The sequence below is a fragment of the Streptomyces bullii genome (assembly GCF_042657145.1).
Taxonomy (GTDB): Bacteria; Actinomycetota; Actinomycetes; order Streptomycetales; family Streptomycetaceae; genus Streptomyces; species Streptomyces bullii.
This window is the reverse complement of record NZ_JBHSNY010000004.1, coordinates 125619-139429: the sequence shown is the minus strand read 5'-3', so window position 1 is coordinate 139429 and position 13811 is coordinate 125619. Positions and strand designations below refer to the sequence as shown.

Annotated in this window: 14 protein-coding genes; 6 read left to right on the top strand and 8 right to left on the bottom strand. The window is 71.7% G+C overall.

Annotated elements, in window-relative coordinates:
- Positions 1-13: 13 nt before the first annotated feature.
- Entirely contained in the window at positions 14-598 is a 585-nt protein-coding gene (locus ACFPZJ_RS11960; RefSeq protein WP_381020363.1) for a PaaI family thioesterase, read from the bottom strand.
- Between the two features lie 58 nt (positions 599-656).
- Here ACFPZJ_RS11960 and ACFPZJ_RS11955 point away from each other — a divergent pair, with 58 nt between their 5' ends.
- The gene (locus ACFPZJ_RS11955) at positions 657-1118 is read left to right on the top strand and encodes a DUF3093 domain-containing protein (RefSeq protein ID WP_381020361.1); all 462 of its coding nucleotides are present in this window, start codon (positions 657-659) and stop codon (positions 1116-1118) included.
- Between the two features lie 133 nt (positions 1119-1251).
- Here ACFPZJ_RS11955 and ACFPZJ_RS11950 read toward each other — a convergent pair whose 3' ends face one another.
- The 4 genes from ACFPZJ_RS11950 to ACFPZJ_RS11935 form a co-directional block, all read right to left on the bottom strand.
- Positions 1252-2208 carry a hypothetical protein gene (locus ACFPZJ_RS11950; RefSeq protein WP_381020359.1) on the bottom strand — a complete coding sequence of 319 codons (957 nt, stop codon included), beginning with the start codon at positions 2206-2208 and terminating at the stop codon, positions 1252-1254.
- Between the two features lie 13 nt (positions 2209-2221).
- Positions 2222-2518 carry a DUF4193 domain-containing protein gene (locus ACFPZJ_RS11945; protein ID WP_043504706.1) on the bottom strand — a complete coding sequence of 99 codons (297 nt, stop codon included), beginning with the start codon at positions 2516-2518 and terminating at the stop codon, positions 2222-2224.
- Positions 2519-2923: 405 nt separating this feature from the next.
- Entirely contained in the window at positions 2924-4171 is a 1248-nt protein-coding gene (locus tag ACFPZJ_RS11940; protein WP_381020357.1) for a sensor histidine kinase, read from the bottom strand.
- 6 nt (positions 4172-4177) lie between these two features.
- Positions 4178-4831 (bottom strand): response regulator transcription factor, encoded by a 654-nt coding sequence (locus ACFPZJ_RS11935; protein WP_010353034.1) that lies wholly within the window; start codon positions 4829-4831, stop codon positions 4178-4180.
- 439 nt (positions 4832-5270) lie between these two features.
- Between ACFPZJ_RS11935 and ACFPZJ_RS11930 the strand changes: the two genes are divergently transcribed.
- Positions 5271-5444, top strand: a complete 174-nt coding sequence (locus ACFPZJ_RS11930; protein WP_381020356.1) for a hypothetical protein — start codon at positions 5271-5273, stop codon at positions 5442-5444.
- A 99-nt stretch (positions 5445-5543) separates the two neighbouring features.
- On the opposite strand, the gene ACFPZJ_RS11925 is transcribed toward ACFPZJ_RS11930, so the two are convergent.
- Both ACFPZJ_RS11925 and ACFPZJ_RS11920 read right to left on the bottom strand, forming a co-directional pair.
- Positions 5544-6359: an inositol monophosphatase family protein gene (locus ACFPZJ_RS11925; protein WP_381020354.1), complete on the bottom strand. Its 816-nt coding sequence runs from the start codon at positions 6357-6359 to the stop codon at positions 5544-5546.
- An 8-nt stretch (positions 6360-6367) separates the two neighbouring features.
- The gene (locus tag ACFPZJ_RS11920) at positions 6368-7510 is read right to left on the bottom strand and encodes a ferrochelatase (RefSeq protein WP_381020352.1); all 1143 of its coding nucleotides are present in this window, start codon (positions 7508-7510) and stop codon (positions 6368-6370) included.
- A gap of 189 nt (positions 7511-7699) precedes the next feature.
- Here ACFPZJ_RS11920 and ACFPZJ_RS11915 point away from each other — a divergent pair, with 189 nt between their 5' ends.
- The 3 genes from ACFPZJ_RS11915 to sepH all read left to right on the top strand — a co-directional run bounded on the left by ACFPZJ_RS11915 (position 7700) and on the right by sepH (position 11675).
- Positions 7700-8944 (top strand): MFS transporter, encoded by a 1245-nt coding sequence (locus tag ACFPZJ_RS11915; protein ID WP_381020351.1) that lies wholly within the window; start codon positions 7700-7702, stop codon positions 8942-8944.
- Positions 8904-10223, top strand: coding sequence for a D-arabinono-1,4-lactone oxidase (locus ACFPZJ_RS11910; protein WP_381020349.1), 1320 nt, complete (start codon positions 8904-8906; stop codon positions 10221-10223). The genes ACFPZJ_RS11915 and ACFPZJ_RS11910 overlap by 41 nt, the downstream gene beginning before the upstream one ends.
- Before the next feature lie 417 nt (positions 10224-10640).
- On the top strand, positions 10641-11675 hold the full coding sequence (gene sepH / locus ACFPZJ_RS11905; RefSeq protein ID WP_381020347.1) for a septation protein SepH: 1035 nt from the start codon (positions 10641-10643) through the stop codon (positions 11673-11675).
- Between the two features lie 101 nt (positions 11676-11776).
- Here the strand turns inward: sepH and ACFPZJ_RS11900 are convergent, their stop codons facing one another.
- A complete protein-coding gene (locus ACFPZJ_RS11900; RefSeq protein WP_381020345.1) occupies positions 11777-12628 on the bottom strand; it encodes a sulfurtransferase in 852 nt (283 codons plus the stop codon).
- Positions 12629-13005: 377 nt separating this feature from the next.
- On the opposite strand from ACFPZJ_RS11900, the gene ACFPZJ_RS11895 reads away from it, so the two are divergent.
- Entirely contained in the window at positions 13006-13809 is an 804-nt protein-coding gene (locus ACFPZJ_RS11895; protein WP_381020343.1) for a VOC family protein, read from the top strand.
- Positions 13810-13811: the final 2 nt, after the last annotated feature.

Sequence of the window (13811 nt, the reverse complement as noted above, 5' to 3'; positions counted from 1 at the left end):
GGGCTGACGGGGCTCACGGGTTCACCTCGAAGGCACGGGCGCGCCGGACCTGGTCCGGGTCGTTCATGGCGGCCTTGATCTCCTCCTCGCGGCCGTGGTCGATGAAGTGGTCGACCTTGACCTCGATGAACAGGGCGTCGGCGCGGACGGCGACGGGACCGTCGGGACCGCCGACGCGTCCGGTGGCGGTCGAGTAGATCTTCCGTCCGGCCACCGCCGTCACCTCGGCCTCCAGGTACAGCGTGGTGCCGACGGGCACGGGCCGTACGAAGTCGGTCTCCAGCCGTCCGGTCACGGCGATCGTGCGCAGCAGCCAGTTGAGCGAGCCGAGCGTCTCGTCCAGCGCGGTGGCCAGCACCCCGCCGTGCGCGAGGCCGGGGGCGCCCTGGTGGGCGGACTGCACGGTGAACTCGGCGGTGAGGGACACGCCCTCGCCCGCACGCGCCTCCAGGTGCAGCCCGTGGGGCTGCTCGCCACCACAGCCGAAACACTGGCCGTAGTGGGCCCCGAGGAGCTCACCCGGCGCGGGGGCGTCCGGATGTCGCACCGGTGCGACGGCGTCGGCCGGAGGCTGAAGAGCTGCGGAAGTACCACTCACAGCCGCAGACCTTACCCGCGCGTCGGCGCTGTCCCGACACCGTGCCAAGCTTGGTTCCATGCAGCTCTCCGCCACCCCGTACGAAGAACGCCTCACCGCGCCCCGCTCCTGGTGGCTGATCTCCTTGCTGGTGGGTCTCTCGCTCGGCCTGGTCCTGCTGCCCTTCGGCACCCTGCCGATGCTCGGCGGCCTGGCGGGCGGCACCGCGGCGGCGGCGGTCCTCGCCAGTTCGTACGGCTCGGTGCGCATCCGTGTGGTCGGCGGGCTGCTGATCGCGGGCGAGGCGAAGATCCCCGTGTCGGCGCTGGGCGAGGCGGAGGTCCTGGACGCCGAGGAGGCGCGCGCCTGGCGCACCCACAAGGCCGACACCCGCGCCTTCCTCCTGCTGCGCGCCTACATTCCGACGGCCCTGCGCGTGGAGGTCACGGACCCGCAGGACCCGACGCCGTACCTGTACCTGTCGACCCGTGAGCCGGAGCGCCTGGCCCAGGCGCTGGAGGCGGCCAAGCAGGCCGCGTAGACCGGACGGCGAGGACAGCGGCGCCACAGCGGCGCGACGCCCGCTCGGGACACACCTGGGCGAGGCCTTCGCCCGGCCGGATGTCGCGCGGAGCTCAGCGCCCGTCGCCAGGCCGCGTCATCGGCTCCCGTCGTCAGCGCCCGTCGTCGCGGGGGTCGCTCCGGTGGGGGCTCTCGTACTCCTTGATCGCGTCCTCGGTGATCCCGCCCATGTCCAGGGCGTCCGCCGGGCGCTCCAGGGCGGGCTGCGCGGCAAGCGCGTCCCACGGCACCTGCATCCTGCGCAGGTCGTCGCGGATCCGGGCGGCGAGCTTCCTGGTGTCGCGGCGGTTCATGGCCGCGCCGACGGCCGCTCCCACCAGGAACGGCATCAGGTTCGGCAGATTGCGGACCGTCCGCTTCATGATCCGCTGCCGCAGTTCCCGCTTCATGCGGCTGTTGAGCGCGGCACTCACCGTGGACGGCTTGGTGGCGTCGATGCCGCGCTCCTCCGTCCAGGAGTTCAGATACGCGGTGCTGCGCTGCTTGAGGTTGCCGGCCGGGCGTACGCCGTACACCTCGTGGAGCTCGGCGATCAGCTTCAGCTCGATCGCGGCGACTCCGGTGACCTCGGCGGCCAGTTCGGTCGGCATCGCGGGCGGCACGGGGAGCATCGCCGCCGCACCGACTCCCGCTCCGACCGTGGCGGTCGCCTTGGCCGCGCCCGCCACGAGCTTGTCGGCGAGCTCTTCGGGCCCGAGGCCGGGGAACTGACGGCGGAGCGTGGCCAGGTCCCGTACGGGGACGCGCGGGGCGAGCTCGATGATCCGGTCGGCGAGGAACCCCAGCCCGGCCCTCGCCCTGACGCCGCCTCTGCGGGCACCCTCCCTCGCCTTGTCCCGGAGCGCGGCCACCCGCCGTCGGGTGGCCGGGGTGACCTCCGCGGTCGCCGGGAGGTCGCCCCGGTCAGCTGCCGGTTCGAGCGAGGCCGCCCCCGTACCGGTTGCGCCTCGCTCGTCGTCACGCGTGCCGTGCTGTGGGCCGTCCTGCGGCCCCTTGTCCGCTCCCCTCAGGGAGAATCGGCGCTTCCGAGGAGGGGTCGAGCCAGTCACGGCCGACCCGCCCTCAGTCGCAGTCGCGGCAGATCGGCTGACCGTTCTTCTCCCGGGCCAGCTGGCTGCGGTGGTGTACCAGGAAGCAGCTCATGCACGTGAACTCGTCCTGCTGCTTCGGCAGCACCCGGACGGCCAGCTCCTCGTTCGAGAGGTCCGCGCCGGGCAGTTCGAGGCCTTCCGCGGCCTCGAACTCGTCGACGTCCACGGAGGAGGCCGACTTGTCGTTCCGCCGAGCCTTCAGCTCTTCGAGGCTGTCCGAGTCGACGTCGTCGTCGGTCTTGCGTGGAGTGTCGTAATCGGTTGCCATGTCGCTCTCCCCCTCTGGGTGTCTGCGGTGTCTCCAGCGCACGTAACGCGTGAGAGGCCGGACTTGTGCCCGACCCGAGGCGGAGATTTTGCCTCACATCAAGGTCTGTTACTCAATCGACACCCAACCGGACTCCTCATGAGTGATCGGCTTGGATGGCGATGGGGACCGTACACGGTCCCGATGCCGCACTTCAAAGGCGTCTCACCGTGTACTTCCCGTGATCAGGGCCCTCGAAAACCGGGATTTTCCCGGCTTTCCGGCAGGACTCATGATCACGGAGAGTAGATGGCCGGAAAATCGCCCTTGTGATCGATCACACACGGGGCCGCCGGTCGGACGACTCGAAAATTCCGCGCAAAGCGAACAAGACCGCCGGTCGCCGAAGTGATCGGCGCCATGATCTCAGATGGGCAGCGTGACCCGCATCACGAGCCCACCCCCCTCGCGTGGCTGGGCGTAGATGTGCCCGCCGTGGGCCCGGGCGACGGACCGGACGATGGACAGCCCGAGGCCCACGCCCTTGTCACTGCCGGTGCGCTCGGTGCGCAGCCGCCGGAACGGCTCGAAGAGGTTGTCGATCTCGTACGCCGGCACGACCGGCCCGGTGTTGGAGACGACCAGGACGGCCTGGCCGTGCTGGACCTCGGTGGTGACCTCCACCCAGCCGTCGTCGGGGACGTTGTAGCGCACCGCGTTCTGGACGAGGTTGAGCGCGATCCGCTCCAGCAGCACGCCGTTGCCCTGGACGACGGCCGGCTTCTGCTCGCCGCTGATCCGTACGCCCTTGGCCTCCGCCTCGGCGCGCACCTGGTCGATGGCCTGCCCGGCGACCTCGGCGAGGTCCACCGGCTTGCGCTCGACGATCTGGTTGTCGCTGCGGGCGAGGAGCAGCAGCCCCTCCACCAGCTGCTCGCTGCGCTCGTTGGTGGCCAGCAGCGTCTTGCCGAGCTGCTGGAGCTCCACGGGGGCGTTCGGGTCCGACAGGTGCACTTCCAGGAGCGTGCGGTTGATCGCCAGCGGGGTGCGCAGCTCGTGCGAGGCGTTGCCGACGAAGCGCTGCTGGGCGGTGAAGGCCCGCTGCAGCCGCTCCAGCATGTCGTCGAAGGTGTCGGCCAGCTCCTTGAGCTCGTCGTCCGGGCCGTCCAGCTCGATCCGGCGCGACAAGTCGGAGCCCGCCACCGCGCGGGCGGTGCGGGTGATCCGGCCGAGCGGCGACAGGACGCGGCCGGCCATGGCGTAGCCGAAGGCGAAGGCGATCACGGCGAGGCCCAGCAGGGCCAGCAGGGAGCGGCTGAGGAGGTTGTCCAGGGCGACCTGGCGCTGGTGGTCGATGCACTCGCTGATCGCGGCGTTGAACTGGGAGAGCGACAGGTTGTCGGTGTTGATCCCGGGGCAGTCGCTGCTGGCGACCTTCAGGTCCGCGAAGTCGACGATCTTGAACAACGGCTGGTTGCCCGTGCGCAGGGCCTGTGCGGCCAGCAGGTAGATGATCGACAGCAGCAGGATGCCGGCGATCAGGAACATCCCGCCGTACAGCAGCGTGAGCCTTATGCGGATGGTCGGGCGCAGCCACGGGAAGGGCTGGGCCGGCCTCCTGGGGTCCCAGGTCGGCTTCGGGGGCGCCTGCGGAGGCGCGGGGGTGGTGGCCACGGGCGATCAGATCCGATACCCGGAGCCGGGGACGGTGACGATGACGGGAGGCTCACCGAGCTTGCGGCGCAGGGTCATGACGGTCACCCGCACGACGTTGGTGAACGGGTCGGTGTTCTCGTCCCAGGCCTTCTCCAGCAGTTGCTCCGCGGAGACGACCGCGCCCTCGCTGCGCATGAGCACCTCCAGCACGGCGAACTCCTTGGGCGCGAGCTGGACCTCCCGGCCGTCGCGGAAGACCTCGCGGCGGTTGGGGTCGAGCTTGATCCCGGCGCGCTCCAGCACGGGCGGCAGCGGCACGCTGGTGCGCCGCCCGAGGGCACGCACACGCGCGATGAGCTCGCTGAAGGCGAAGGGCTTGGGCAGATAGTCGTCGGCGCCGATCTCCAGGCCCTCGACACGGTCACTGACGTCGCCGGAGGCCGTGAGCATCAGCACGCGCGTGGGCATGCCGAGCTCGACGATCTTGCGGCAGACGTCGTCGCCGTGCACGAGCGGGAGGTCGCGGTCGAGGACGACCACGTCGTAGTCGTTGACGCCGATGCGCTCCAGGGCGGCCGCACCGTCGTACACGACGTCGACGGCCATGGCCTCCCGGCGCAGTCCGGTGGCCACCGCATCGGCGAGCAGTTGCTCGTCCTCGACGACGAGTACGCGCACGTCGCTTGTCCTTCCTCAAGTCCACCCGCGTAGCGCTTCCGGGGCGTGCGCGGGCAGGGGTCTTCGTGGGTGTGTAGACCTCCATCCTGCCCTTTTCGGCCATAAGTCGGCAGTAAGGCAGGTGGGCGGAGGTGGCCGCGAGGGGTGCGGGCGGTGGCCGTGCGGGGAGGGAACGGGGAATACGAGATTTTCTCGGTGGGTTGAGGTTTCCGCGTAAGGGAGCGGGGGGAGGACGGCTTTACACCCCGCGATCACGCTCTGCTTGTACCGCACCACCATGCGGTGCGGCGGCAATCCGCTTCCGCAGAGCGGGCGTGGGTGTCCGGCACCGTCGCCGCCCGGCCGAGCGGCGCTGGGCATCCACCGGAGACGTGATCGTCCCTTCCGAACGGCACACCCCGGTGCCATCGACCCACGACCCAGGACGAGGGGGCGCAGCATGGACGCATTCACCGCAGGACTTCTGCAGCGCATAAGGGCGACCGAGTCCGATCTGTCCCGGGCTCGCGACGAGGGCGACGAGTTCCTCGTCGAGGTGGAGCAGGGCGAACTCGACGACCTGCGCCGTCTCGCCGCCGAGCACGGTGTGGAGGTCGGCGCGTCGCGCGTCTGATAGCCCGTACGGAGCGGGCCCCGGCGAATCCAGCGCCGGGGCCCGCTTCGTCGGCTCGGACGTCTTTCGCCGGCTGTTCGCCTGCGGGACGCCTCGCTGTCAGTCGTGCCAGGCGCCGAAGTCCTCCAGGAGGCGCTGGAGGGGCTCGAAGACGCCAGGGGTACCCGCGACCGTGAGATCGCGTGAGGGGCGCTCTCCGGGGCGCCCACCGGTCAGGGCGCCCGCCTCCCGGGCGATCAGGTCGCCCGCGGCGAAGTCCCAGGCGTTCAGCCCGCGCTCGTAGTAGCCGTCGAGGCGGCCCGCGGCCAGGTCGCACAGGTCGACCGCGGCCGAGCCGCCGCGCCGGATGTCGCGCACCAGCGGGATCAGCCGGTGGGCGACCTCGGCCTGGTGGACGCGGACCTCGGTGACGTAGTTGAAGCCGGTCGAGACCAGCGCCTGGTCCAGCGGCGCGGTGGGGCGGCAGGTGAGCCTGCGCTCCCCGTCCCAGGCCCCGGTGGCCCACGCTCCGCCGCCGCGGACCGCGTGGTACGTCTCTTCGCGCATCGGGGCCGCGACGACCCCGACGACGGTCTCGCCGTCGTGCTCGGCGGCGATGGAGACGGCCCAAGTGGGCAGCCCGTAAAGGTAGTTGACCGTACCGTCGAGCGGGTCGATGACCCAGCGGACGCCGCTCGTGCCCTCGGTGGCGGCGCCCTCCTCGCCGAGGAAGCCGTCGTCCGGGCGGTGCTCGGCGATCAGTCCGGTGATCAGCTTCTCGGCCGCGATGTCCATCTCGGTGACGACGTCGATGGGGCTGGACTTGGTCGCGGCGACCGCGAGGTCGGCCGGGCGGCCGTCCCGCAGCAGCTCGCCCGCGCGGCGGGCGGCCTGACGGGCGAGCTGGAGCAGGTCCGAGTGGCGGGGGTCGGTCACGGGGCTCCTCACGTGTAGGGGCTGTCGGCGCCCGCGGCGGCCGGGCGGGGGGCGCGGGCCGGGCAGCAGCCGACGGGGCAGAGGTGGTGGCTGGCCCCGAGGGCGCCCAGGGCGCAGGGGGTGACCTCCTGGCCGCGCTCGGCCGCGGCGCGCTCCAGGACGAGCTCGCGGATCGCGGCGGCGAATCTTGGGTCGGCTCCGACGGTGGCCGAGCGGCGCATCGCCAGGCCCAGTTCCTCGGCCTTCGCCTTGGCCTCCGTGTCGAGGTCGTACAGGACCTCCATGTGGTCGGAGACGAAGCCGATGGGTGCGATCACGACGGCCGGGACGCCGGCGGCGTGCCGCTCCTCCAGGTGGTCGCAGATGTCGGGCTCCAGCCACGGGATGTGCGGGGCGCCGGAACGCGACTGGTAGACGAGCTGCCAGGGGTGGTCGACACCGGTGCGCTCGCGCACGGCGTCGGCGATCACCTTGGCCACGTCCAGGTGCTGCTTGACGTACGCGCCGCCGTCACCGTGCTCCTCGACGGGTCCGGAGGTGTCCGCGGCGGAGGTCGGGATCGAGTGGGTCGAGAAGGCGATGTGCGCGCTGTCGCGGACGTCCTCGGGGAGGTCGGCCAGGGAGCGCAGCACACCGTCGATCATGGGCTCCACGAAGCCCGGGTGGTTGAAGTAGTGCCGCAGCTTGTCGATCTTCGGCAGCGGCAGGCCCTCGTCCTGGAGCGTCGAGAGCGCGTCGGCGAGGTTCTCGCGGTACTGGCGGCAGCCGGAGTACGAGGCGTAGGCGCTGGTGGCGAGGACGAGGATGCGGCGGCGCCCGTCGCGGACCATCTCGCGCAGGGTGTCCGTCAGATACGGGGCCCAGTTGCGGTTGCCCCAGTAGACCGGCAGGTCCAGCCCGTGCTCACCGAAGTCCTTGCGCAGGGCGTCCAGCAGGGCGCGGTTCTGGTCGTTGATGGGGCTGACCCCGCCGAACATGAAGTAGTGCTGACCGACCTCCTTCAGCCGTTCCCTGGGGATGCCGCGCCCGCGTGTCACGTTCTCCAGGAACGGGACCACGTCGTCCGGCCCCTCCGGGCCGCCGAAGGAGAGCAGGAGCAGGGCGTCGTAGGGAGTGGCGTCGTGGGGGGTGGCAGGGAGCGCGTCTGGCATGGGTCGATCCTGCCACCCGGCACCGACAGCCGGGCAGCGACCCGGTGACCTCTGGTGCCCCGGCCGGTGTCCGAGGTGCTGCGGGGTCACCCGAGGCGTAAGCTGTACAGGTTGCGTTCACACCTTACGTTCACACGTTCACCGACCGCATACTGAGTTTCTTCCCCCGCGCCGTTCCCGGAGACCGAGTTGCCCAGCCCCTACCGCGCCCTGTTCGCCGCCCCCGGCACCAAGGGCTTCTCCGCCGCGGGCTTCCTCGGCCGCATGCCGCTGTCGATGATGGGCATCGGCGTCGTCACGATGATCTCCCAGCTCACCGGGCGGTACGGACTGGCCGGAGCCCTGTCGGCCACCATCGCGCTCGCCGCCGCGGTGGCCGGCCCGCAGGTCTCGCGGCTGGTGGACCAGTACGGGCAGCGGCGCGTGCTGCGCCCGGCGACGCTGCTGTCGCTCGCCGCGGCGGCCGGGCTGCTGCTCGCCGCTCACTACGGGTGGCCGGACTGGGTGCTGTTCGTGTGCTGCGTCGGCATCGGCTGCGTACCGAGCGTGGGCGCGATGATCCGGGCCCGCTGGGCGGCCCTGTACCGGGGCACCCCGCAACTGCACACCGCGTACTCCTTCGAGTCCGTGGTGGACGAGGTCTGCTTCATCGTCGGGCCGATCATCTCCATCGGCCTGTCCACGGCGTGGTTCCCGGAGGCCGGTCCACTGCTGGCCGCCTGCTTCCTGGCGGTCGGCGTCTTCTGGCTGACCGCGCAGCGCGGCACCGAGCCGGAGCCGCACCCGCGCGGGCGGAACGGCGGCGGCCACGGCAGCGCGCTGCGCTCCCGTGGCCTGCAGGTCCTGGTGGCCACCTTCGTGGCGACCGGCGCGATCTTCGGGGCCGTCGACGTGGTCACCGTGGCCTTCGCCGAGGAGCGGGGGCACAAGGCCGCCGCGAGCGTCGTGCTCGCCCTGTACGCGGCCGGCTCCTGCGTGGCCGGAGCCGTCTTCGGGCTGCTGCGCTTCACGGGGGCGCCGGAACGCCGGTGGCTGCTGGGCGTCTGTGCGATGGCCGTGAGTATGATCCCCCTCCTACTGGTCGGGAACTTGCCGTTTCTGGCCGTGGCGCTGTTCGTTGCGGGCCTGTCCATCGCTCCCACGATGATCACGACCATGTCCCTCATCGAAGAGCACGTACCGCGCGCCCAGTTGACCGAGGGCATGACCTGGGTGAGCACCGGGCTCGCCATCGGGGTGGCGCTCGGCTCCGCTGTGGCCGGCTGGGTCATCGACGCGGCCGGGGCGCGCGCCGGGTACGGGGTTCCGGCTGTGGCCGGGGCCGTCGCGGTCGCGGTGGGTTTCCTCGGGTACCGCCGGCTCAAGCGGCCGGCTCCGGGTCGGGGAGGCTCCGTTGGGCAGCACAGCGAGCGGGAACAACGGCACGTGGCGTAACTGGGGCGGCAATGTCTCCGCGCGTTACGCGCGGGAGGTCACTCCCGCCTCCGTCGACGAACTGGCCGAGGCCGTGCGGAGGGCGGCCGAGGACGGGCTCCGGGTGAAGGCCGTCGGTACCGGCCACTCCTTCACCTCCATAGCGGCCACCGACGGTGTGTTGATACGCCCTCAACTATTGACGGGCATACGCGGCATTGACCGCGAGAACATGACGGTCACGGTCGAGGCCGGCACCCCGCTCAAGAGGCTCAACCTGGCCCTGGCACGGGAGGGTCTGTCGCTGACCAACATGGGCGACATCATGGAGCAGACGGTCTCCGGAGCCACCAGCACCGGCACGCACGGCACGGGCCGCGAGTCCGGCTCGATCGCCGCCCAGATCAGGGCCCTGGAACTGGTCACCGCGGACGGGTCGGTCCTCACCTGCTCCGAGAAGGAGAACCCGGAGGTCTTCGCGGCCGCCCGCATCGGCCTCGGCGCGCTCGGCATCGTCACCGCGATCACCTTCGCCGTCGAGCCGATCTTCCTCCTCACGGCCCGCGAGGAACCCCTGCCGTTCGACGGGGTCCTCGCCCGGTTCGACGAGTTGTGGGCCGAGAACGAGCACTTCGAGTTCTACTGGTTCCCGCACACCGGCAACACCAACACCAAGCGCAACAACCGCAGCGCGGGCCCGGAGCGGCCGGTGAGCCGGCTCAAGGGCTGGTTCGAGGACGAGTTCCTCTCCAACGGCGTCTTCCAGGCGGCCAACTGGGTCGGCCGCGCGGTGCCCGCCACGATCCCCGCGATCGCACAGATCTCCAGCAAGGCGCTGTCCGCGAGGAGCTACACGGACATCCCGTACAAGGTCTTCACATCCCCGCGCCGGGTGCGCTTCGTGGAGATGGAGTACGCCGTCCCGCGCGAGGCCGTCGTCGAGACGCTGCGCGAACTGAAGGCCATGGTCGACCGCTCCGGCCTGCGCATCAGCTTCCCCGTCGAGGTGCGCACCGCCCCGGCCGACGACATCACGCTGTCCACGGCCTCCGGCCGCGACAGCGCGTACATCGCCGTCCACATGTTCCGGGGGACGCCGTACCAGCGGTACTTCACCGCCGCCGAGCGGATCTTCACCGCGCACGAGGGACGGCCGCACTGGGGCAAGGTGCACACACGGGACGCCGAGTACTTCTCCCGGGTGTATCCGCGCTTCGACGAGTTCACGGCGCTGCGGGACCGTCTCGACCCGGACCGGCGGTTCCACAACGACTACCTGCGGAGGGTCCTGGGGGCGTAGCGGCAGGACGGGGGCCTTTCGTTCCGTTTCCGGCGATAGCGTGAAGTTCCCCACGTTCTGGATCGCGGGAAACGGGGCAAGAGGCGGCCAAGTCCCACCCCTTGCCAGAAGTTGGGCGGCGTGCCAATCCACGCACGTGGCCCGAATGGAGTACTGTTGCGAGCCCTGGGTCCGGTCTCCCGCCAGGGTGTACGGGGCCTTTACGGACCGCCGGGAGGGGGCTAGTTGCACAGGGTGACGGAGTTGGTCACTTAGCGTTGCGAATAGGTAACCGTGCCATAACGGCGATCCAGGGCCCCCGCCCGACACGCCGGGCAACTCGGCAAGGTTGTGGCAGGCTGCACCCGGGCAGGCCACACTCGACTAGCGGAAGCAGCGACGCACGTGACGTCGGCAGGCACCACCCGGGAGGTCCCCATGCCCGAACTGCGTGTCGTGGCCGTCTCCAATGACGGCACACGGCTGGTGCTGAAGGCTGCGGACAGCACGGAGTACACGCTTCCGATCGACGAACGGCTCCGCGCCGCCGTGCGCGGCGACCGTCCCCGCCTCGGCCAGATCGAGATCGAGGTGGAGAGCCATCTCCGCCCCCGCGACATCCAGGCGCGTATACGAGCAGGCGCGACCGCGGAAGAGGTCGCGCAGATGGCCGGCATTCCCGTCGACCGCGTACGGCGGTTCGAGGGCCCCGTGCTCGCCGAGCGCGCCTTCATGGCCGAGCGCGCCCGCAAGACCCCGGTGCGCCGCCCCGGCGAGAACTCCGGCCCCCCGTTGGGCGAGGCCGTCCATGAGCGGCTGCTGCTGCGCGGCGCGGAGAAGGACACCGTCCAGTGGGACTCCTGGCGCCGCGACGACGGCACTTGGGAGGTCATGCTGGTCTACCGGGTCGCGGGCGAACCGCACTCGGCGAGCTGGACGTACGACCCGCCCCGGCGGCTCGTCCAGGCCGTCGACGACGAGGCCCGCTCGCTGATCGGCGAGTCCGACGACCTCGCCGCGCCGGAGCCCAGCTTCCCGTTCGTACCGCGGATCGCCCGGCTGCCGCGCGACCGTCCGCTGGACCGTTCCGCCGACCGGGAGCGGCCGAGCCTGCCGGCGCAGGCGTCGGAACCCTCGGAGGAGAGCACCGGCGAGCGGGACTCGCTGACCAGTCTGCTGGAGGCGGTGCCGAGTTTCCGGGGCGACCTGGTGGTCCCGGAACGCACGTCGGAATCCGCCGAGGAGCCGCCCGAGCCCGAGCCGGAGGCGGAGGAGCCCCCGGCGCCCGCGGCCTCGGCCGGTTCCGCGTACGCGGACGTCCTCATGCCGCGCTCCGTCGGCAGCCACCGCGACCGGCTCATCGGCGCCACCGACCGCCAGGCCGAGGCGGACGGTGTCCGCCCGGGCCGCCGTGCGGCGGTGCCGAGCTGGGACGAGATCGTGTTCGGGACGCGCCGCAAGAAGCAGGAGTAGCAGCCCGTACGAGCCCGGAGGGGCTCGTACGGCGGTGACACGAGAGAGAGGGACCTCGCCGATCGGTGAGGTCCCTCCGTCACGTCCCGCGCCGGTGCGCGCTACTGCGGATCCGGTCCCACGGCGACCGGCCGGCGGGGATCCGAGGACCACTCCGACCAGGAACCGGCGTACAGCGCCGCCGGGATGCCCGCGATGGCCAGCGCCAGCACCTCGTGCGCCGCCGAGACACCCGAGCCGCAGTACACGCCGACCTCCGAACCGTCCGACACGCCAAGGCCCTTGAAGCGGGCCCGCAGCTCCTCCGCGGGCAGGAAACGGCCGTCCGGGCCGACGTTCTGCGTCGTGGGCGCCGACACCGAGCCCGGAATGTGCCCGCCTACCGGGTCGATCGGCTCCACCTCACCCCGGTACCGCTCCCCCGCCCGCGCGTCCAGCAGCACCCCCGCACGCGCCAGCGCCGCCGCACCGTCGGCGTCGAGCAGCCCCCTCGCCCCCGGCACCGGCACGAAATCGCCCTCGGCCGGCATGGGAACCTTTACCGACAACGGCCCGTCCCAGGACGGCAACCCGCCGTCCAGGACCCGCACGTCCGGGTGACCCGTCCAGCTCAGCAGCCACCAGGCGCGAGCCGCCGCCCAGCCCAGCCCGCCGTCGTAGACGACAACCGGCCGCCGGGACGACACGCCCGCCCGTCGCATCGCGGCGCCGAACTCCGCGAGATCGGGCAGCGGATGCCGGCCGCCCTTGCCGGGCGGGGCGGCCAACTCCCTGTCCAGATCGACGAAGACGGCCCCCGGAAGATGCCCGGCCTCGTACGCGGCCCGCCCGTCGAACGGCGGCTCACCGGCCGCCGTGGCCACACTGAGCTGCCAGCGGACGTCGAGCAGGACCGGCGGCTCGTCACCCGCCAGGGCGCTCGCGAGTTCGGATGCGGAGATGATGGCGTTCATGGCCACCATCCTCGCGCACGGGGTGGCCGACTCCCCCGCGTCCGGCTACTCTGCTCCGCCGGACAGCACCGATTACGACGTGTACGGCGTCGGACACATGCTGTACAGCTGATCGAGACACCTCAGCGAGCGCGCCGAAGCGGACACGCACCCGCACATCGGGCATTCTCCGGGCAGGGGCCGCCACGCGGGGCGAGCCCACCACGCGCGGCCCCACGGCTGGTGCGAGCAATCGGCACACGGTCCGGAGAGCGGCGGACACGACGCGGCCCACACGAGGGCCAGGACGAACGGCCCACACGAGGGCCGGGAGGACCACGGCCCGCACGAGGGCCGAGATGACCACGGCCACCGCGAGGGCCGGGAAGAGAGTGACGATGACCGACGCACGGGGGTCCGCCGGACCGAACGGGGCGGCGCCCGCCCGGCGCACATCCGGCACGCCCTGCTGGGTGAGCCTGATGGTGCACGGGCCAGCCACCATCCAGGAGTTCTACGCAGCGCTGTTCGGCTGGGAGTTCGAGGCGGGTCCCCGGCAACCCGGCCCGTACGTACGGGCCCTGCTCGACGGACGGGAAGTGGCCGGCATCGGGCAGCTGCCGCCGGACCGTCATCTGCCCACCGCTTGGACCCCCTACTTCGCCTCCGGGAACGTCGACCGGACGGCCGAGACGGTGCGGCTGTGCGGCGGCACCGTCGGAGTGGGCCCGCTGGACGCGGCCGGCGTCGGGCGCCTGGCGATCGGCTCCGACCCGTCGGGCGCCGTGTTCGGCGTCCGGCAGGCCGCCGCGCACATCGGCACGGCGCTCGCGGGCGTGCCCGGCACACCCGCCTGGAAGGAGCTGAGGACGTTCGAGTCGGAGTCCGTCGCCAAGTTCTACGAGACGGTGTTCGGTTACGACGAGGAGCCGGTCGTCTCCGCCGACCTCGACTACGTGACCCTGCACCTCGACGGCCGGCCCGTCGCCGGCATCCACGGCATGGGAAGCTCCCTGCCCCGCGACCGGGGTCCGCACTGGATGACGTACTTCCAGGTGACCGACGTCGACGACGCCGTGGACCACGTCCTGCACCTGGGCGGTCAGGTCCTGCGACCGGCCCGCGACACCCCGCACGGCCGTGCGGCGACGGTGGAGGACCCGGAGGGCGCCCGGTTCGCGCTGCTGGAGCCCGCGCGCTGACC

What these genes read in the sequence shown, in the direction of transcription:
- ACFPZJ_RS11955 (WP_381020361.1), top strand. Translation starts at nt 657, where the DNA reads ATGCAGCTCTCCGCCACCCCGTACGAAGAACGCCTCACCGCGCCCCGC.
- ACFPZJ_RS11945 (WP_043504706.1), bottom strand. Translation starts at nt 2,518, where the DNA reads ATGGCAACCGATTACGACACTCCACGCAAGACCGACGACGACGTCGAC.
- ACFPZJ_RS11930 (WP_381020356.1), top strand. Translation starts at nt 5,271, where the DNA reads ATGGACGCATTCACCGCAGGACTTCTGCAGCGCATAAGGGCGACCGAG.
- ACFPZJ_RS11920 (WP_381020352.1), bottom strand. Translation starts at nt 7,510, where the DNA reads ATGCCAGACGCGCTCCCTGCCACCCCCCACGACGCCACTCCCTACGAC.
- sepH (WP_381020347.1), top strand. Translation starts at nt 10,641, where the DNA reads ATGCCCGAACTGCGTGTCGTGGCCGTCTCCAATGACGGCACACGGCTG.
- ACFPZJ_RS11900 (WP_381020345.1), bottom strand. Translation starts at nt 12,628, where the DNA reads ATGAACGCCATCATCTCCGCATCCGAACTCGCGAGCGCCCTGGCGGGT.
- ACFPZJ_RS11895 (WP_381020343.1), top strand. Translation starts at nt 13,006, where the DNA reads ATGACCGACGCACGGGGGTCCGCCGGACCGAACGGGGCGGCGCCCGCC.